Genomic DNA, 17,689 nt, shown 5'->3' with positions numbered 1-17,689 from the left:
CTCATCCTTTACGGGTTCGTCTGTAATAAAAGTACCTGTCGATCAGGATTGCCCCGAGTGTTGAGCAAAAGGTGGCAATCAAGGTCGGCCCGACAATTTCAGTAGGAGAGGCAGAGTGATAGTTCATCCTGATGGCAATCACCGTTGTCGGGATGAGTGTCAGGCTTGAGGTATTGATGGCCAGGAAGGTGATCATCGACCTGCTCGCCTCGGTTTTTCCGCCATTCAGCGCTTTAAGCTGCTCCATTGCCTTTATTCCAAGTGGCGTGGCCGCATTGCCCAGCCCGAACATATTCGCCATCATATTCGATAAGATATACCCCATTGCCGGGTGGTCCTTAGGAACATCAGGAAAAAGCCTTGTCACTACCGGCCTGAAAAGAAAAGCCAATTTTTTCAGCAGTCCTGCGTCTTCGGCAATCCTCATCATCCCCAGCCAGAAGACAAGGATGCTGATGAGCCCGATGCAAAGGGTGACCGCTTCTTTCGCCCCGCTGAAGACCGCTTCATTTACTTCAGCCATTGTGCCATTGAAAATGGCAAAAACAATCCCGATCACGGTCATCGCAACCCAAATAATATTAACCATCTGTTTTAACTCCAGCAATTGTCATAAAGATGCTCTTAAAGAAATCCAAAAAAGATTTTTCTTCTTTCTGGGGCTCTTTTTCATAGTAAATCGGCAGACTTTTCACTTGCTTGTTCTCAAAGTAAACAATGGCCCTTCCGACCACATCGGGAAAATCCTTATCTTCCTTCCAGCTTCCCGAAGGCTTCAGCATCTTATATTCGACACGGAAAAGGTCTTTTTCATTTTCAGAGGCAGGATAGCTGTAGTCTGTCTTCAAAAAGGCTTTTTTTTCATAGGCAGTATCCTCCAGCTCCCTGATCCCGCCTTGTTCAACAACTTTTTTGAGCGAATATTCCTTGAACCCGCTCTCATACATGCCGATATGGTCGTTCCAGTCATCCGGGCCATTCAGCGTAACCGCAATCAGGTCCAGACCATCCTTTGAGGCAGTGGTAACCAGCGTCCTTTTGGCACGTTTTGTATAACCTGTTTTTCCCCCTGTGCAATATTCATACAATTCGGTGAGGAGGCGGTTCTTATTTTTCCAGACTCTGTCCCAGCTTTCATTCGGGTTCGGCGCCCGATGCATTTTCGTCCCTGCTATTTTCCTGTATGTTTCATTGTTCATGGCATATCTGGTCAGGACTGCCATATCATACGCGGTAGAATAGTGTTCCTCATGGTCATCGAGCCCGTGCGGATTGGCAAAATGGGTATTTATCATGCCGATTTCTTCAGCTTTTTTGTTCATTAAGTATACAAACCCTTCAAGGCTTCCCCCGACATGTTCGGCAATTGCCACCGCCGAGTCATTCCCCGACCTGAGCATAAGTCCGTAAACCAGGTCCTCCAATAGAATTTTTTCTCCCGGCTGCAGATAAATAGATGATCCTTCAGCCCGTACAGCCTTTTCACTCACCTTGGCCTTTGTATCCAGCTTCCCGGATTCAATGGCAAGGATGGCTGTCATAATCTTCGTTATGCTTGCAATCCTTTTCTTCGTATAAGCATCCTTCTCATACAGGATCCTCCCGGTGCTTTGCTCCATCAGTATGGCGCTGCCTGAGCTGGCCGAATAGGCAGCTTGTACCTTTGCAGGCAGATTCGCTGCCAGGACAGCTGCTATGCAGGATAATAGCATCCATCTAAACAATCTGTTCATTCTCCAAAACCCCGTCTCCTAATATGTTTGTACAAGTTTATGCGAGTCGGGACAGCTTATGACTAAAAATGAAAAGCGGCGGGTGTCTCCATTCTTATAATCCATATATCGGCATCTCTGCCTTCCCCATAAAAAAAGGAATGGCTGCTGCCATCCCCATACTTCTAAAAAGGCTTCCATTTCAGCTGGCTTGCTTTTTGGAAGCGTTCCTCTGCATCTTTCCAGTTCACAATATTCCACCAGTTATTCACATAATCGGCGCGGTTATTTTTATACTGCAGATAGTAGGCATGCTCCCAGACATCAAGGGCAAGAATCGGGATCGTATCCCACTGGGTAAGCAGCATATGCCTTTCCGATTGAAGGATTTCAAGATGCCTTGAACGCGGTGACCAGACAAGGATTGCCCAGCCGACGCCTTCCACCTGTTTGGCAGCTTCAGAAAAATGCTTCTTGAACTGTTCAAAGCTTCCAAAATACTTTTCTATCTCTCCCAGCAGGGCACCAGATGGCTTCCCTCCCCCAGAGGGGCTCATATTATTCCAAAAAATAGTATGGAGGTAATGGCCGGAGCCATGGAATGCCAGCTCTCTCGACCAATGCTTAACAAGTTTAAAATCGCCATCTTGCCGTGCCTTTTTAAGCATTTCCTCAGCACGGTTCAGTCCATCAACATAAGACTGATGGTGCTTCGTGTGATGAAGCCTCATGATTTCTTCTGCTATATATGGTTCTAGGCTGTCATAGCCATATGGCAGCGGCGGAAGGGAATGGCCGCCTGCCGGAATAAAAGGTTCATTGATGTAAATATGGCCGACCGGCTGCCTTCTGGAAAAATACTGTTCAACATCGTTATGAAGTTCATCTACACGGGACTGGAGCGCATTCAGCTCCTCTATATCAAGCTGGCCGTCAAGCTTTTCAATCACTCCCGAGAATTTATCCAGTTTTACCCATAGTTCTGCGTCTTTCTCCACATCCTCCGATTCCAGGAATCTCTTCATTTCCTCATTCCAATTGAATACATCCTTGATATAATCGTGAAACTTGCTCATCCTTCCCCTCCTATCTGTCTTCCTCCTTTTCCAATGATATGTATGATGTTAAAATATTTGCTTATCCCAGGCGAAATTTGTACATGTCCACTTCCGGCGGCCTTCATAAATAGAACAAAAGCGCAAGCGCCTTGACCACCCCCAATTAGCATAAGACGAACACCCCGAAAGGCATTCTTTCTTGTTGGGTGGTTTGGCATATGACCTCGGCTCAGCTGCTGGACGTGGATCAAGAAATGAAAATCATCCACAAGTCTTCCACTTTATAAATCCCTTAACTATAAAAAAAGCCGCCTTGTCGGCAGCCTTTGTTCTATTTGGATTGAATCATTTTTGTCCGGTAATCTGTTTCATAATATTCAAGCTCTTCCCGGATCCTTTGGAACTCACTCTCCAGGCTGTCAAAGATTCCCTTCATGCTTTCAGGGACCCCTCCCTGAAACTTAATGGAGTTTTTCCCGGTATAAGCGGAACGGCTGTTTTCGAACCATGCATCATTTTTCGGCGAGAAGAATTCGTCAATGCACTGATGATAAATGCGGTAAAGCGTCTTTTCGGCCGCAGGCTTTGGGAAAGGCTCATTTTTCAGGAGTACACTGCAGGCATCAAGGCCTTCCTCACAGAAAACAAGCAACTTTCTCAGATTTCCCAAAACCATTTTATAATAATTCCGGTCTCCGTCCTTTTCCTTTATGAGGCCGGATAGTGTTGTTTCATTTAAATATGCTTCCAATTCTGAAACAGTATTTCCCAGGAATTTTTTCACTTCTTCTGTCTGCGATTTAACGATTGTGTTCGCCATTGTTACACCCCTTCAGATTGCAGGCTGATGCCATGCTTTTTCTTGCTTCGACCGGCTTGCCATCCTTGCCATTTCAGACGGCTTCCTGGCAGCCTCTTAATGTATTGGACTTCCTTATTTTGAATCCTGGCCAGGCTTCAGCAAGCAGCTTTCGTTAAGCTTGCTGATGATTGAAGAAATCAAGAGGCGAAGCGATTTGAAAACCTTTCTCCTCTTCTACGCCATTGAAAACCTCCCTTAATCTGCCGAAATCCAGTTTGTCAAAATAGGACTCAAATTCAGCTTTGTTATTTATGTATACTCTTTTTCTGTCCCGTAATCCCGTTTTTTTCAGCAAACACGCAAGCGCCACTAAATCCTTGAAAGCCACTTCCCTGCCGCCTGCCTTGAACACAGGGTCCGAGCCAAATGGCGTGAAGCTTTCCATGGATTCTTCGAAGTAGCGTATATATAGTACATGGAGGGTCTTCTCCTGCCCTTCCTCCATATACACCACCTCGCTCCTGTTGAAGAAATCCTCGGAAGTGTTCGGCATTTCTTTCTCCAATTCATACCCTTTGCACTGCTTTATAAACAATCCAGACACTCCCCGGCTCATGCACTGCTGTGGCAGCAGGCACAGCTAAATGATATAAAGCACGATGCTAACAGTGAGCTTCGGACAATCTAGCTATATTTTATCATATAGGCCGCAGGAATGTGTCAGAAAAATCAATTATCTAAGGTTTCCTGAAACTTTTCGAAAAATAAATCTGCCTCATCCCCTGCATATTCATCCTCATCATTTTCTGTCAACGGAGGAAGCTCGTCTATACTTTTTAAACCAAAGTAATCAAGAAATTCCTTTGTAGTGGCATATAAATAGGCCCTGCCCGCCCCTTCTGCCCTTCCGGCTTCTTTTATCAAAGCTTTGGCGGCCAATGTATGAAGCGGCCTCTCTGTTTTAACACCTCTGATTTCTTCTATTTCCACCCTTGTGATCGGCTGTTTGTATGCGATGATGGCAAGGGTTTCCAATGCTGCCTGTGACAGGGAGCCTGTCCCGGGGGTCTCCACCAATTTCTTAAGATAATCTGAGTTCTCCTTCTTTGTGACCAGCTGATAGGTGCCGGCAAATTGGGCCACTGTAATGCCTCTCGTGTAGTCATCCTCGCAGGACTGGATAAGCTCCTGCAAAATGGTTTCCGCCTGGCTTTCGTCCATCTCAAGCACCTCAGCGATCTGCTTCAAGGATAATCCTTCATCTCCTGCTGCAAAGAGCAGGCTCTCTGTTATCCCTTTCCAATTTACGATGTCCAAAACTTTTATTGATCCTCCTTTGCAGATACAAAAATCTCTGCAAAATTATGTTCCTGGTTCAGCTCGATTTGTTTCCTCTTCATCAGTTCCAGCACTGCGAGGAAACTGACGACAAGATGTTCCTTTTCATCGGAAGGAAACAAATCGTAAAAGCTTGTCTTCACCCTTGCCCGCTGAAGCTGATCAAGGATTTCATCCATCCGCTTCTCAATAGGTATTTCCTGCCTTGCCACCTTTGCGGTGACCGGCTTTTGGAGCTTCTTTCTCCGCATCAGCTTCTGGAATGCCCCAAGCACGTCATACAGCGACACATTCAAGTCTGCCTTTTCAGGCTGCACGTCTTTTGCATAATCCGATAAATCGCTTGGAGGTTTTGTAAACATCAGCCCGCGCTCCTGCTCTTTCGTTTTGAGCTCAGCTGCAGCTTCTTTATACTTCTTATATTCTACAAGTCTTTCAACAAGCTCATCACGGGGGTCTTCTTCCCCTTCCTCCATATCAAACTCATCCAGCTGCTCTTCCTCATGCTTTGGAAGGAGCATTTTGCTTTTAATGGCAAGCAGGGTCGCCGCCATGACAAGAAATTCACTCGCAACGTCAAGTTCGAGCTCTTTCATTGTATGTATATAAATAAGATACTGTTCAGTAATCTCTGCTACAGGAATATCGTAAATATCTATTTCAAGGCGATTAATTAAATGAAGAAGCAGGTCAAGAGGCCCTTCAAACGCGTCAATCTTCACATTATACTGCATATTTCCACCATAATTTCTAATTTTGAATTTTGCCTGATGCTGCGCCAAACACAGGCAGGTTCCCGGCTGTAAATGGCTATTACTAGTATAGAGGATTCCATTCTGATATCCAATAGAAAAATACAGACAAACTTCCAGAAAGCCGGGGAACGAAATTCCTTCTCTCCGAGCTTTTTTTCCAGGCGCCCATACGTTATGGCCCATTCCCGCATAAGATGAATTTGTAAAGAAAAACGCAGACTATATAGGAGGTATCGGTGATATGTCAGATGCAGGTGCAGGTTACGGTTACGGAGGCGGCTTCGCCCTAATAGTGGTATTGTTCATTCTGCTGATCATTGTGGGAGCATCATGGTGCTTCTAAAACTATAGACTGAAGGCCCGGCATGAGCCGGGCTTTCTTCTTGATTCATTTGTCCCCAGCACCGCTTCAAGCCGGAATATGATAAAATAAGTGCAAAATGTCAGTCACCAGGGCAAAAGGGAGGTCAATATGTATCCTGAAGAATATATACAGTATCTTGTCCATTTCCATGCAGACCGAGATTATTTCGAATGCCATGAAGTGCTTGAAGAATACTGGAAAGAAGCAGACCCGCGGAATAAGGACTCTGTTTGGGTAGGGCTCATTCTGTTCGCAGTTTCCGCCTATCATCATCGCCGCGGCAACTTCAAAGGCGCTGAACGGACGCTGCGGAAATCCCGATCTATTTTGGACAAGGTCCCCCTCCAGCTGAAGGAGCTTGGAATCAGCGCCCGGGAATTCACGCTGCTGATCAGCGGCAGATTGGAGGGAATTGCAAAAGGAGAACCTTACTCGAGTCCCTTCATTCCACTGGCTGATCATGAGCTTGCCAGCCTATGCATAAGAACGGCAGAATCCCTTGGCCTTGTCTGGGGGAGCCCAAGCGATCTTTCTGACAGAATGCTCATTCACCGGCATTCGATGAGAGACCGGACTGATGTCATCCTTGAGCGGAAAGCTGCATGGGACGCCCGCAATGATACCGAATAATAAAAGGCAGAGAACCAGGTTCTCTGCCTTTTCAGCATTCTTCATCCGTGCACTTGTCTACAAACGGTTCTGTATTTTCATTGCTGACGAGCTTCCTGTCAGGGTACAGATCCCTCAAAGCCTTGACCATTGCTTTTCCGATGCCCTGCTGGCGATGTGAAGGACTTACGGAAATATGCTGTATTTCCATTGCAGGGCCGTCCATGAAAGAAACCCCGATCAGCCCTGTTATATCATCCTGCTTCCATAGGAACAGCTGCCAGCCGTCGTCCGACTCATACTGCTTCATGGTCTGCTGCAGCCTTTTCAGATCCTTTTCATTTGGCATAAATGATAATAAGCCCATGGCAATCTTTTCGAATGTCTTTTTATATCGAATTAGCATAATTATCCCTCATTAAATAAAACATTTCCAAACTATCTTTTCCCAATAAGCCATTGTCTAAACTATATGGCGGCTAGTATATGATATGTAAGAAAGCATTTTTGTTGCAGGTTCCATTAATCATTACTATGATACAAAAATTTAAGCAGGACAGCAATCAAATCGAATCAGGATCCAGGCACAATGACCAGCCAATAGATGAATCCCCAAATCAGCCCGATGGCCAGGAAAAAAGAGAAAAGCAGCCAGTTATTTTTTTTCATCGTATACACTTGCCTCCAATCGCCAAACTCCTTTTTTATTCTACACTAAATGCGTTTTTTTATCTATCCCGCCGGGAAAATAGGGACTATTGGCTGCAGGGGGATGAATTTTTTCCGAAACTTTTATATCATTATGTACGTCTATTAATATAGAGTCCAGCCTGCGTATACAAGATTAGGAGGAACATTATGCTTAAACGATGCAAAAATATAATGCTGCTTGCCCTTGCTCTGATGCTGATTCTGCCAGCGGGAGCTTCAGCAGACATGGCCGAAGGAGATATGATCGTCACCCTTGGCGAAAACCTTTCCGAAGAACAGAAAAACGTCCTGCTTGCAGAGATGGAAGCGCCAAAGGACGCCATGACCATCACTGTCTCAAATGAAGAGGAACATCAATATCTGGGCAGCTATATCAGCAAAGCACTCATCGGCACAAGAGCCATTTCTTCTTCAGCGACAACGGTCGCGAAATCCGGATCAGGACTTGAAGTTGAAACGAAGAACATCAACTGGGTAACAGACGAAATGTATATCAATGCTCTGATAACTGCTGGTGTAAAAGATGCTGAAATATATATAACCGCACCATCGCCTGTATCCGGGACAGCCGCCCTGACCGGAATTATAAAAGCATATGAGATCTCAGCAGATGAGACGATACCTGAAGAAGTCAAGCAGGCAGCAAATGAAGAAATGGTAGAAACGGCCAAGCTTGGCGATTCGGTCGGGAATGAGAATGCCGCTGCTCTAATAGCAAAAATCAAAGAAGAAATCAGCAAAAATAAACCTGCCACCGACGAAGAGCTCCAGAACATCATCGAAAACGCGGCAAAGGACCTTGGCATCACCCTGACAGATAAAGAAATGCAAAGCCTGATCGACCTGTTCAACAAACTGAAGGATCTGAACATTGACTGGAATCAGGTCGGAGATCAGCTTGATAAAGCAAAGGACAAAATCACCAAGTATCTTGAAAGTGAAGAAGGCCAGGGCTTCCTGGACAGCCTGAAACGCTTTTTCTCAAGTGCCATCGATGCTGTTAAAGCATTCTTCTCATAGTAAAATAGAGGTGCTTAACAGCACAGCTCAAAAAAGCAGCCGTTCGGCTGCTTTTTTCTAGTTCTTGATTTTCTCCTGAAGAGGCAGGTCAAGCCTGATCAAGTCTTCGAAGCTTTCTCGTTTGACGACAAGGCGCGCCTCTCCATTTTCTACGAATACAACCGGCGGCCGCGGGATTCGGTTATAGTTGTTGGCCATGGAATATCCGTAGGCTCCTGTACAAAATACAGCCAGAAGGTCTTCCCGCTCTGCTTTCGGCAAAGGCAGGTCCCATATCAGCATATCGCCTGACTCGCAGCATTTGCCGGCAATGGAGACCGTTTCTTCCGCTTTCTCCAGCGGCCGGTTGGCAAGCACAGCTTCGTATTTGGCCTGATAAAGGGCCGGACGGATATTATCGCTCATGCCTCCGTCCACCGCCAGGTAATGGCGGACATTCGGGACATCCTTTCTTGAGCCTGTCTTATAGAGTGTTGTCCCGGCATCGCCGACAAGCGAACGGCCTGGTTCAATCCAGATTTCCGGCATTTCCATCTGGTAGCTGCCGGCCAGCTTTTTCACTTCGCTGATGATTTCTTCGACATATTTTGAAGCCGCAATCGGCGCGTCTTCATCTGTATAGCGGATGCCAAAGCCTCCGCCCAGATTCAGCACAGCCGGTTCATAGGCAAGCTCTTTTTTCCAGATTGACAGTTTTTCAAATATTTTCTCGGCCGCAAGAATGAAGCCGGTCGTTTCAAAGATTTGTGATCCGATATGGCAGTGAATGCCGAGTGTTTCCAGCCATGGAGTTGATATGGCCTGCTTGAGCGCAGCTTCGGCCTGTCCATTTTGCAGATCAAAGCCGAATTTGGAATCCTCCTGCCCTGTCAGGATATAATCGTGGGTATGCGCCTCGATTCCCGGTGTCACACGCAGCAGAATCTTGGTTTTCGTGTTTTTGTTTTCGCAAACTGACTTAAGCAGTTCCAGCTCATCGAAATTGTCTACAACGATGCATCCGACTCCATAGTGAAGAGCCATCTCCAGTTCTTCCCTGCTCTTATTATTGCCATGGAAGTGGATTCTTTCCACAGGGAACTCAGCCGCCAGAGCGGTATACAGCTCTCCTCCTGAAACCACATCAAGCGACAGGCCTTCTTCTTCAGCCAGCTGAATCATGGCAATGGATGAAAATGCTTTGCTCGCATAAGCAACCTGGGATTTCACCCCCAGTTCTTCAAATGTCTGCCTGAAGCCTCTTGCCCTTTCGCGAATCAGTGCCACATCATATACATAAACCGGTGTCCCGAATTGCTTTGCCAATTCAACGGTATCCATTCCGCCGATTTCCAAATGAGATTGTCCATTTACTCTTGCTGTCCCATGAAAAAACATGCTTACTCCCTCATTCCCTCTATACTGTTACTCTTATTATAGACTGCCGCGGCCGCTTTTTTACAGCCCCGAATAATTCCATGCTATATAAAATAGACAGTCCCCGTTTCTGAACTGTCTATTTCAGCTTCTTTAGTCCTTTATTTAGTTAAAAACTTACCATAATTGCCGGAAAACTGCAATTGATATTAGCATAATATTCAATTTTTAGCCGGCTGTTTGAAGCGGTTTTTCGCATGGACGATGCTTGGCCTGATCTTAGACCCCGGGACAGACCTTCTGATCAGGATCTGCAGAAATGCTTTCGGGCTGAAAGGCAGCAGCGGCCATAAGTATGGCGTGTTCAGCGACCTGATGCTTGCCAGGAGGAGGATGAACACTGTTATGCTGATAATGAAGCCCGGTGTATGGAAGAGTGCCACGGCAATCAGCATGGCAAGCCTTGCCATCTTATTGGCTATACTGAGTTCATAGCTTGGGGTTGAAAAGGTTCCTATAGAAGCAACAGCCACATAGAGAATGACCTCCGGCACAAACAGCCCGACATCGATGGCAATTTGTCCGATCAGGACGGCTGCTATCAATCCCATTGCCGTTGAAAGAGGTGTGGGCGTATGGATGGCAGCAATCCTCAGGAACTCAATGCCAATATCCGCCAAGAAGATTTGTATGACAATAGGTATATTTGTCTTCTCATTCGGGCCGATGAACTTGATGGCATCCGGCAGCAATTGCGGCTCCAGAGTAAATAAGAACCATAATGGCAGCAGGAATAGTGAGGCGAGCACTCCGATGAAGCGGATCCAGCGGATGAATGTGCCGACTGCCGGCGACTGTCTGTATTCCTCAGCATGCTGCAGATGGTGGAAAAAGGTTGTCGGCGTGATGATCACACTTGGCGACGTATCAACGAAAATCAGGACATGCCCTTCCAGCAGATGGGTTGCACCGACATCGGCCCTTTCTGTATAACGGACGAGCGGATATGGATTATAGCCTTGCTTTAAGAGAAATTCTTCAACCGTTTTATCCGCCATTGTCAGTCCGTCGATATCAATCGATTGAATTTCCTGCCTGACCACTTCAATCAAATCTGTACTGGCGACATCCTTAATATAAGCAATCGCTATATCGGTTTTGGAGCGCTCCCCTATCCGCATGATTTCAAAGCGGAGCCGCTCATCCCTGATCCGCCTTCTGGTCAGGGCGGTATTAACAATAATATTTTCTACATATCCATCCCTTGACCCCCGCACAACTTTCTCTGTATCGGGCTCCTCCGGTGTTCTGCCGGGATAGCTTCTGACATCGACAACAAGTCCCGTCGTCTCCCCTTCAACCAGTATAACAATCAGGCCGGACAGCACCTGGTCAACCAGTTCGTCCATTGTTTCAATCGGCTGCACCGACTGATTGACAATGCGGTTTTTCACGATATTGAAAACGTTTGAGGACAGTTTCTCGTGATCATTGATTTCCACGAGCTCTTCAAGGATTTGGGTGATAAAAGAAGTATCACATAATCCATTTACATAATAAATCTGGATTTCTTTCTTCAGGATCTGCAGCTTCCTGACACCCAGGTCAAAGCTGACGCCAAGCCCGATGCGCTCTTTCATGAAGTCTTCGTTTCTGCCGGGTGATTCTGAAATAGAGGTTTTGTTTTTCTTTTTAGTTTCCGCCATAAAATCCGCTCCTTTCCAGAATGAGTTCCACTGCCTTTTTGGTGATGGGAGAGCCTTTTTCATAATGATCTCTTCGTGACATCTTGCCGATATCGCCGATTCCGACAATCAGCGGGACATCCAATTCGTCGAGGCAGTAGACTGTATCCCCGTTCATTTTTCCAATTTCCATTTCAGGGACACCAAGCTTGTCAACACCATACGGAGTAAGCTCACCGTACCTGTCGACACATACATCCACATGCGTCCATTCCGCCTGCCTTGTTTTTGAAGCAACTGCTATTACACCGAGCACCTCAATGTCTTCATGCCTTGCCACATATTTAAGGGCCGTTTCACCAAGCCCTTCGCCGACATAGCCGGAGTCATCAAACATGACAAGTACAGGGTCATTGGGGGCTTTCTTGATCATCTTCACGATATCAGGTCCTGACAAAACAGATGGATTCCCGTGGGACATAGAGATGCATCTGCCGCCAATATCCTTCGCTACATGCTCTGCAGTCCTTCTTGCATACTCATCGCCATCTGTAATCAGTATGACTTTCCTGCGTTCATCCATTGCTTTGATGTCCTTTCGCTTTACATAGTCAGTCTACAAAATACATCCAGTGAAACAGCGATCCAAATACTTTCCCGAATACGATGGCCATCAGCAGAACAACTATTTTACCGTCAATCCCAAGCCTTTTGGCCAGCAGCGGCAGGACGTTAAGCACTTCTGTAAGTGCTGCCGCCACCATCCCCACAAAAATCCCGCCTGCCAGACCGAAAAGAACAAGGATAAATCCCGGAAAGTAAAGCCGCGGGTCCTGAAGGCTTGCAGATGTTCCTGCAACCGCCCCGATTACAACTGCCCATTCATAGTGATGGATCATTTTCATTGTCTTTGACAGCTGGGTCAGCCTTGGAATGATCCCCAGCACAGTCAGAAACGCAACAAATCCTGCCCCCACAGAGACGCCTCCCGCAAATCCCAGGAAAATGACGATAATGATGCTAATGGTCATCAAGGTTCTTCATGCTTTCTTTATTTTCATGCATGATGACATACCGGTCGAGATCCTGCTGGTAATTGAACATTTCAACCTCCAGCGGGCTGGGCTCCTCATTGAGCCTTTTTTTGAAAACATGATTAAAGAAAATGATCATCCCAAGTCCAAGGCCAAGAGAATAGGGAATTTGGAACAGCAGGGGCTTTTTCTCCACTTTTCCGGTGATGATTGTATAAATCCGCTGATGCACTGTCTGCATGCTGACGTCTTCATGAAAATTCATGATTGTCAGTGCGGCACCAAAAAACAGCAAAAACCAGATTAGCAGGAAAAACGCTGTGGATGCTTTTTTCTTTTTATAGATCACCTCAATGATCGTCTGGGAGGGACCGACAGCCTGTATATCGAGCTGCAGCTTTTCTGCGGCAATGGCCTGGATCACCTGGACAATGTCAATGACAATGATATTCCGGTCATGATCTGAAACGTGATGGATGGAAAGATTCCCTAACCGTTCATAAAGTGTTTCATCTGCAATAATCAAGGCAATGTCCTTTAGCTGGACGGAAGCCTGCGGACGCACTTGAATACGGTTCCTGAGCCGGACATAAACCGTTTTTTCCATTATGATCACTTCCCAAACAGTGTTTTCCTTGTATAAATAGTATTCGTAATAAAATTCCAATCATGTCGACCAAAAATTGGGGATAATGGAAAGCCGCTCTGGACTGCCCGGGAATCAGTACACAAAAAAGACCGGATGGATTCACATATCCATCCGGTCTTTCATCTGCTGCAGGATTTTCTTCTCGAGCCGGGAGACCTGCACCTGTGATATTCCCAGCCTTGCTGCCACTTCAGACTGTGTCTGATCTTTATAATATCTGAGATAAACAATCAGCCTTTCCCGCTCATCCAGCTCGCGGATTGCCTCTTTGAGGGCTATCTGGTCAAACCACTTGCCATCATTGCCATCATCGATCTGATCCAGCAGTGTGATAGGGTCGCCGTCGTTTTCATATACAGTTTCATGAATGGAGGATGGCGTCCTGCCTGCTTCCTGGGCAAGGATGATATCCTCAGGAGGGATTTCCAGATAAGCGGAAAGCTCTGTTACAGTCGGAATCCTTCCAAAAGTCTTGGTCAGCTCGTCTTTTGCCTTGCGGATTTTATTTCCCATTTCCTTCAGGGAGCGGCTCACCTTCACAGTTCCATCATCCCGGATGAAACGCTGTATCTCCCCGATGATCATAGGAACGGCATAGGTTGAAAACTTTACATCATAGCTCAGATCAAATTTATCAACCGACTTCAAGAGGCCGATGCAGCCGATCTGGAATAAATCATCCGGCTCATATCCTCTGTTGAGAAAACGCTGGACCACTGACCAGACCAGCCTCATGTTTTTCTGGACAATCGTGTCCCGTGCCCCCTGGTCTCCTGCCTGGCTTTTTTGTATGAGCTCTTTTACCTCGTGATCCTTGAGATACGTCTGGGTCTTATCTGTCTTTACCTCCACATCCATAGCATGACTCCCTTAATTGCATAGCATTTTACTGTTTGATAAATGCTTCCTTAAACGGATTTCGGTGCCTTCTCCTGGGTGTGAGCGAACTTCTATCTCATCCATGAAATTTTCCATGATTGTAAAGCCCATGCCGGAACGTTCCAGCTCTGGTTTGGTTGTAAACAGCGGCTGCCTGGCCTCTTCCACATCCCCGATCCCGAGCCCTTCATCTCTGATTGTCATATCAACGAAGCCGTCCTCAATACTGACAAAAATATAGACAATCCCTTTACTGTCATTGTTATAGCCATGGATGATCGAGTTGGTAACTGCCTCTGATACGACCGTCTTGATTTCAGTCAGTTCATCCATTGTCGGATCAAGCTGGGCGATGAAAGCCGCGACGGTCACCCGGGCAAAGGACTCATTCTGGCTCAAAGCGCTGAATTGCAGATTCATTTCATTTTTCATTGTCAGGCAACCCCCAATCGCTGAAGTGCAAATTCTTCAGTCGGCTCAAGACGGATGATTTTAAACAGCCCGGACATATCGAATAGCCTCTGTACCGCCGGTGAAATGGCACAGACGACCATCTCGCCGTGAAGCTGCTTAATTTGCTTATACCTGCCCAGGATCACTCCAAGGCCTGAGCTGTCCATAAAGGATAATTGCTCCAGATTGAGGACAATGTGGCGGATCCCATAAGACTCTATGGCGTTTGTTGCCTTTTCCCTTAATTCATCTGCCGAATGGTGGTCCAATTCTCCGCTTAAGCGAATGCACAGCACATCATTTTTTACTTCCAATCCAATCATCAGACTCATGACTGATAGCCTCCTTCTCTGCTGCCGGAACCATTTACAGATCCGGCCGGCTGTCCATGCCTCATCTCCTGCATGGATCAAGCCTTTCTAGAGAGTCAATTTCGCTGAAGGAGGCCCTTATTCCTTCCTGAAGGCAAAACTAGTGCGGTTTCGCTAAATTTTCCTTGATGCACCTTTTTTTCGACATCAATTTGATTTCGTGAAAATGCCGAGAGCCCGTTTATAGAGCGTCCACCAGCCTGCCTCTTTCACTTCGCTTTTGGCCACCAGCGGGCTTTCCACGATTGTCTTCCCATCTTTTTCAACTTTCAGCGTACCAATTTGATCGCCTTTAGCTATTGGGGCTTTCAGGTCTTTTTTCAGGACGACGGTTTTCTTGACTGCCTTTGTGTCTTCGCCTTTTTTCGTCAGCAGTGAGATCGGCTCGCTTGTCAGAGCTTCGACCTGCTTTATCTCGCCTTTGCTGACTTTGGCAGAACCTAAAGCTTCATTCCGCTTATACATTGGATGTGTCTCATACTGGCTGAAAGCATAATCCAGCATCTTGGTTACCTGAGCATTTCTTTCTTTCGATGTCGGAGCACCAAAGACAACTGCGATTACCCTCATCCCGTTTTTCTCAGCTGTAGCCGTCAGGCAATATTTCGCTTCATTTGTAAAGCCTGTCTTCAATCCGTCGACTCCCGGATAGAAGCGGACCAGCCTGTTTGTATTGACCAGCCAGAATTTCTTGTCGGTATCTTCCCTTAAATAAGCTTCATATGTTCCTGTAAACTTGGTTATGCCTTCATATTTCAGCAGTTCCTTTGCCATAAGTGCCATATCATGGGCTGTGCTGTAGTGCTCGGTTACAGGCAGGCCTGTTGCATTCTTGAAAATCGTGTCCTTCAAGCCAAGGTCTTTGGCTTTTTTATTCATCAGCTTGACGAATTCTTCTTCTGAACCGGCGAGCCTCTCAGCCATGGCAACAGATGCATCATTTCCTGATCCGATGGCAATCCCCTTCAGCATCTGTTCTGTTGTCATTTCTTCGCCCGGTTCCAGGAATATTTGCGAGCCGCCCATGGATGCTGCATATTCACTCGCCCTGATCTTTTCATCCATGGAAAGCTTGCCCTTATCAATCGCTTCCATGATCAAAAGCATGGTCATGATCTTAGTCATGCTTGCTGGAGGCAGCTGTTCATTGCTGTTCTGCTCATATAAAACAGCCCCGGTATCCCGCTCAATCAAGATCGCCGATTTTACGTTGTCAACCAGCTTGACGCCGCTTTCTTCGGCTAAGGCTGCCGGTGCCATCATTGCTGATAGTAAAACAAACACCATTATAGAAACGATTCGCTTCATCACATAACCCTCCATTCTTTATAGCCTCCATTTTTTCCAAAGGAGACAAATTTATACAATAAATTGGCGGAGGTACGGTTTTTATTTTACATGAGCCGTTTCAGATGGGTTTGAGAATTTAAGAGCTTGTATAATGGAGGGATTGCCCGAGAGCTGGAGAGGCTGCTTTCACTTATTTTCGGAGTGCTCTAAGGGGACCGGAAAGCACGCGGGAGTCAAGGCATAAAAAAGCTGCACCCTTAAGGGATGCAGCTTTTCCATACAATGTTATTCAGTAATTTCTTCATGCACCAGTACAGGGGCATCTACTTTGGAAGCCGTGATTTTGATGCTGCTGTACAGGCGTTCTTTGACTTCTTCAACGTTTTCGAAATTGCTGTAGATGGTGGCAAGTGATTCTCCTTTTGAGACAGTGTCGCCGATCTTCTTGCGGAGCATGAGCCCGACGGCAAGATCGATTTCAGATTCTTTAGTTGCCCTTCCTGCACCAAGGACCATGGCAGCCGTTCCTACGGCGTCAGCGACAATTTCTGAAACATAGCCATCTTCTTTTGCTTCAAGTTCATAAACAAATTTGGCCTGCGGCAAACGGGAAGGATCATCGACAACAGAAGCGTCCCCTCCCTGTGAGCTGAGGAAGGTTTTCATTGCTTCAAGGGCGGATCCGTCCTTGATTGCCTGTTCAAGCATTTCTCGTGCTTGTGCCGGGGTTTCTGCCTTTTCAGCCAGCACAACCATATGGCTGCCTAGTACAAGGCACAGCTCAGTCAGATCTTCCGGTCCTTCGCCTTTTAATGTGTCGATTGCTTCTTTCACTTCCAAGGCATTGCCGATGGCAAAGCCAAGCGGCTGGCTCATATCTGAAATGACTGCCATCGTCTTGCGGCCGACATTGTTCCCGATCCTCACCATTGCTTTCGCAAGTTCTCTTGAATCGTCAAGCGTCTTCATGAAGGCGCCAGCCCCCGTTTTCACATCAAGGACAATGGCATCTGCGCCGGCTGCAATCTTCTTGCTCATGATAGAGCTGGCAATGAGCGGGATGCTGTCTACCGTCGCTGTTACATCGCGGAGGGCATATAATTTTTTATCCGCCGGCGTAAGATTACCGCTCTGTCCGATGACGGCAATTTTGTTCTGATTGACCAGCTTGATGAACTCTTCGTTTTCTATCTCTACATGGAAGCCTTCAACCGCCTCCAGCTTATCGATGGTACCGCCTGTATGGCCAAGGCCGCGGCCGGACATTTTAGCGACCGGGACACCGACAGCCGCTACAAGAGGGCCGAGCACCAGCGTAGTTGTATCGCCGACTCCCCCTGTGGAATGCTTGTCGACTTTAATGCCTTCGATTTTTGACAGATCGATTTTATCGCCTGATTCTACCATGCTCATCGTCAGGTCGGCTCTCTCACTTTCTGTCATGCCCTGGAAAAAGATAGCCATCGTTAAAGCACTGATCTGATAGTCAGGAATTGAACCGTCAGTATAGCCTTTTATTATGAATTGGATTTCTTCCGAAGACAGCTCTTTGCCGTCGCGTTTCTTTTCTATTAAGTCAACCATTCTCATATTCGTCACCACT

At 46.6% G+C, this 17,689-nt stretch carries 21 protein-coding genes; 3 read left to right on the top strand and 18 right to left on the bottom strand.

Annotated elements, in window-relative coordinates; all coding sequences use genetic code 11:
* Position 1: 1 nt before the first annotated feature.
* From ABU165_RS03065 to ABU165_RS03035, 7 genes are all read right to left on the bottom strand, one after another.
* Entirely contained in the window at positions 2–589 is a 588-nt protein-coding gene (locus ABU165_RS03065; RefSeq protein ID WP_009794781.1) for a nucleoside recognition domain-containing protein, read from the bottom strand.
* Complete coding sequence (locus ABU165_RS03060) at positions 582–1,733, bottom strand: D-alanyl-D-alanine carboxypeptidase family protein (protein ID WP_224951456.1); 1,152 nt, start codon at positions 1,731–1,733, stop codon at positions 582–584. The genes ABU165_RS03065 and ABU165_RS03060 overlap by 8 nt, the downstream gene beginning before the upstream one ends.
* A gap of 164 nt (positions 1,734–1,897) precedes the next feature.
* Positions 1,898–2,788 carry a superoxide dismutase gene (locus ABU165_RS03055; RefSeq protein WP_009794778.1) on the bottom strand — a complete coding sequence of 297 codons (891 nt, stop codon included), beginning with the start codon at positions 2,786–2,788 and terminating at the stop codon, positions 1,898–1,900.
* 313 nt (positions 2,789–3,101) lie between these two features.
* Positions 3,102–3,590, bottom strand: a complete 489-nt coding sequence (locus tag ABU165_RS03050) for a YpuI family protein (protein WP_009794776.1) — start codon at positions 3,588–3,590, stop codon at positions 3,102–3,104.
* A gap of 154 nt (positions 3,591–3,744) precedes the next feature.
* A complete protein-coding gene (locus ABU165_RS03045; protein ID WP_094767127.1) occupies positions 3,745–4,188 on the bottom strand; it encodes a hypothetical protein in 444 nt (147 codons plus the stop codon).
* Between the two features lie 113 nt (positions 4,189–4,301).
* Positions 4,302–4,889 carry an SMC-Scp complex subunit ScpB gene (gene scpB, locus ABU165_RS03040; protein ID WP_009794773.1) on the bottom strand — a complete coding sequence of 196 codons (588 nt, stop codon included), beginning with the start codon at positions 4,887–4,889 and terminating at the stop codon, positions 4,302–4,304.
* A 5-nt stretch (positions 4,890–4,894) separates the two neighbouring features.
* Positions 4,895–5,644 (bottom strand): segregation/condensation protein A, encoded by a 750-nt coding sequence (locus ABU165_RS03035; protein ID WP_009794772.1) that lies wholly within the window; start codon positions 5,642–5,644, stop codon positions 4,895–4,897.
* A 262-nt stretch (positions 5,645–5,906) separates the two neighbouring features.
* Between ABU165_RS03035 and ABU165_RS03030 the strand changes: the two genes are divergently transcribed.
* Complete coding sequence (locus ABU165_RS03030; RefSeq protein ID WP_022544155.1) at positions 5,907–6,008, top strand: YjcZ family sporulation protein; 102 nt, start codon at positions 5,907–5,909, stop codon at positions 6,006–6,008.
* 129 nt (positions 6,009–6,137) lie between these two features.
* Entirely contained in the window at positions 6,138–6,659 is a 522-nt protein-coding gene (locus tag ABU165_RS03025; RefSeq protein WP_022544156.1) for a DUF309 domain-containing protein, read from the top strand.
* A 31-nt stretch (positions 6,660–6,690) separates the two neighbouring features.
* Here the strand turns inward: ABU165_RS03025 and ABU165_RS03020 are convergent, their stop codons facing one another.
* Positions 6,691–7,044, bottom strand: coding sequence for a GNAT family N-acetyltransferase (locus ABU165_RS03020; RefSeq protein WP_009794769.1), 354 nt, complete (start codon positions 7,042–7,044; stop codon positions 6,691–6,693).
* A gap of 452 nt (positions 7,045–7,496) precedes the next feature.
* On the opposite strand from ABU165_RS03020, the gene ABU165_RS03015 reads away from it, so the two are divergent.
* Positions 7,497–8,369 carry a DUF1002 domain-containing protein gene (locus tag ABU165_RS03015; RefSeq protein ID WP_318059512.1) on the top strand — a complete coding sequence of 291 codons (873 nt, stop codon included), beginning with the start codon at positions 7,497–7,499 and terminating at the stop codon, positions 8,367–8,369.
* 57 nt (positions 8,370–8,426) lie between these two features.
* On the opposite strand, the gene lysA is transcribed toward ABU165_RS03015, so the two are convergent.
* The 10 genes from lysA to ABU165_RS02965 form a co-directional block, all read right to left on the bottom strand.
* Positions 8,427–9,746: a diaminopimelate decarboxylase gene (lysA, locus tag ABU165_RS03010; RefSeq protein WP_009794766.1), complete on the bottom strand. Its 1,320-nt coding sequence runs from the start codon at positions 9,744–9,746 to the stop codon at positions 8,427–8,429.
* A gap of 200 nt (positions 9,747–9,946) precedes the next feature.
* Complete coding sequence (locus tag ABU165_RS03005) at positions 9,947–11,431, bottom strand: spore germination protein (RefSeq protein ID WP_009794765.1); 1,485 nt, start codon at positions 11,429–11,431, stop codon at positions 9,947–9,949.
* Positions 11,418–11,993: a stage V sporulation protein SpoVABEA gene (gene spoVAEA / locus ABU165_RS03000; RefSeq protein WP_009794764.1), complete on the bottom strand. Its 576-nt coding sequence runs from the start codon at positions 11,991–11,993 to the stop codon at positions 11,418–11,420. The genes ABU165_RS03005 and spoVAEA overlap by 14 nt, the downstream gene beginning before the upstream one ends.
* Positions 11,994–12,021: 28 nt before the next feature.
* Complete coding sequence (locus ABU165_RS02995) at positions 12,022–12,441, bottom strand: stage V sporulation protein AB (RefSeq protein ID WP_009794763.1); 420 nt, start codon at positions 12,439–12,441, stop codon at positions 12,022–12,024.
* Entirely contained in the window at positions 12,431–13,051 is a 621-nt protein-coding gene (locus ABU165_RS02990; protein ID WP_022544158.1) for a stage V sporulation protein AA, read from the bottom strand. The genes ABU165_RS02995 and ABU165_RS02990 overlap by 11 nt, the downstream gene beginning before the upstream one ends.
* A gap of 141 nt (positions 13,052–13,192) precedes the next feature.
* Positions 13,193–13,951 carry an RNA polymerase sporulation sigma factor SigF gene (gene sigF / locus ABU165_RS02985; protein ID WP_009794761.1) on the bottom strand — a complete coding sequence of 253 codons (759 nt, stop codon included), beginning with the start codon at positions 13,949–13,951 and terminating at the stop codon, positions 13,193–13,195.
* 12 nt (positions 13,952–13,963) lie between these two features.
* Positions 13,964–14,404, bottom strand: coding sequence for an anti-sigma F factor (gene spoIIAB, locus ABU165_RS02980; RefSeq protein WP_101550218.1), 441 nt, complete (start codon positions 14,402–14,404; stop codon positions 13,964–13,966).
* Positions 14,405–14,406: 2 nt separating this feature from the next.
* Positions 14,407–14,757, bottom strand: coding sequence for an anti-sigma F factor antagonist (gene spoIIAA / locus ABU165_RS02975; protein WP_009794759.1), 351 nt, complete (start codon positions 14,755–14,757; stop codon positions 14,407–14,409).
* Positions 14,758–14,943: 186 nt separating this feature from the next.
* Positions 14,944–16,104 carry a D-alanyl-D-alanine carboxypeptidase family protein gene (locus tag ABU165_RS02970; protein ID WP_035403067.1) on the bottom strand — a complete coding sequence of 387 codons (1,161 nt, stop codon included), beginning with the start codon at positions 16,102–16,104 and terminating at the stop codon, positions 14,944–14,946.
* Between the two features lie 267 nt (positions 16,105–16,371).
* Positions 16,372–17,676, bottom strand: coding sequence for a pyrimidine-nucleoside phosphorylase (locus ABU165_RS02965; RefSeq protein WP_101550220.1), 1,305 nt, complete (start codon positions 17,674–17,676; stop codon positions 16,372–16,374).
* Positions 17,677–17,689: the final 13 nt, after the last annotated feature.

This window comes from Cytobacillus sp. T106 (assembly GCF_040492155.1).
Taxonomy (GTDB): Bacteria; Bacillota; Bacilli; order Bacillales; family Cytobacillaceae; genus Bacillus_AB; species Bacillus_AB infantis.
The sequence above is the reverse complement of the archived record's forward strand: the minus strand, read 5'-3'. Positions and strand labels throughout refer to the sequence as shown.

What these genes read in the sequence shown, in the direction of transcription:
- ABU165_RS02990 (WP_022544158.1), bottom strand. Translation starts at nt 13,051, where the DNA reads ATGGAAAAAACGGTTTATGTCCGGCTCAGGAACCGTATTCAAGTGCGT.
- ABU165_RS03030 (WP_022544155.1), top strand. Translation starts at nt 5,907, where the DNA reads ATGTCAGATGCAGGTGCAGGTTACGGTTACGGAGGCGGCTTCGCCCTA.
- ABU165_RS02965 (WP_101550220.1), bottom strand. Translation starts at nt 17,676, where the DNA reads ATGAGAATGGTTGACTTAATAGAAAAGAAACGCGACGGCAAAGAGCTG.
- sigF (WP_009794761.1), bottom strand. Translation starts at nt 13,951, where the DNA reads ATGGATGTGGAGGTAAAGACAGATAAGACCCAGACGTATCTCAAGGAT.
- ABU165_RS02970 (WP_035403067.1), bottom strand. Translation starts at nt 16,104, where the DNA reads ATGAAGCGAATCGTTTCTATAATGGTGTTTGTTTTACTATCAGCAATG.
- spoIIAB (WP_101550218.1), bottom strand. Translation starts at nt 14,404, where the DNA reads ATGAAAAATGAAATGAATCTGCAATTCAGCGCTTTGAGCCAGAATGAG.
- ABU165_RS03055 (WP_009794778.1), bottom strand. Translation starts at nt 2,788, where the DNA reads ATGAGCAAGTTTCACGATTATATCAAGGATGTATTCAATTGGAATGAG.
- ABU165_RS03045 (WP_094767127.1), bottom strand. Translation starts at nt 4,188, where the DNA reads ATGAGCCGGGGAGTGTCTGGATTGTTTATAAAGCAGTGCAAAGGGTAT.
- lysA (WP_009794766.1), bottom strand. Translation starts at nt 9,746, where the DNA reads ATGTTTTTTCATGGGACAGCAAGAGTAAATGGACAATCTCATTTGGAA.
- ABU165_RS02995 (WP_009794763.1), bottom strand. Translation starts at nt 12,441, where the DNA reads ATGACCATTAGCATCATTATCGTCATTTTCCTGGGATTTGCGGGAGGC.
- spoIIAA (WP_009794759.1), bottom strand. Translation starts at nt 14,757, where the DNA reads ATGAGTCTGATGATTGGATTGGAAGTAAAAAATGATGTGCTGTGCATT.
- ABU165_RS03005 (WP_009794765.1), bottom strand. Translation starts at nt 11,431, where the DNA reads ATGGCGGAAACTAAAAAGAAAAACAAAACCTCTATTTCAGAATCACCC.
- ABU165_RS03015 (WP_318059512.1), top strand. Translation starts at nt 7,497, where the DNA reads ATGCTTAAACGATGCAAAAATATAATGCTGCTTGCCCTTGCTCTGATG.
- spoVAEA (WP_009794764.1), bottom strand. Translation starts at nt 11,993, where the DNA reads ATGGATGAACGCAGGAAAGTCATACTGATTACAGATGGCGATGAGTAT.
- ABU165_RS03065 (WP_009794781.1), bottom strand. Translation starts at nt 589, where the DNA reads ATGGTTAATATTATTTGGGTTGCGATGACCGTGATCGGGATTGTTTTT.
- ABU165_RS03050 (WP_009794776.1), bottom strand. Translation starts at nt 3,590, where the DNA reads ATGGCGAACACAATCGTTAAATCGCAGACAGAAGAAGTGAAAAAATTC.
- ABU165_RS03020 (WP_009794769.1), bottom strand. Translation starts at nt 7,044, where the DNA reads ATGCTAATTCGATATAAAAAGACATTCGAAAAGATTGCCATGGGCTTA.
- ABU165_RS03060 (WP_224951456.1), bottom strand. Translation starts at nt 1,733, where the DNA reads ATGAACAGATTGTTTAGATGGATGCTATTATCCTGCATAGCAGCTGTC.
- ABU165_RS03035 (WP_009794772.1), bottom strand. Translation starts at nt 5,644, where the DNA reads ATGCAGTATAATGTGAAGATTGACGCGTTTGAAGGGCCTCTTGACCTG.
- ABU165_RS03025 (WP_022544156.1), top strand. Translation starts at nt 6,138, where the DNA reads ATGTATCCTGAAGAATATATACAGTATCTTGTCCATTTCCATGCAGAC.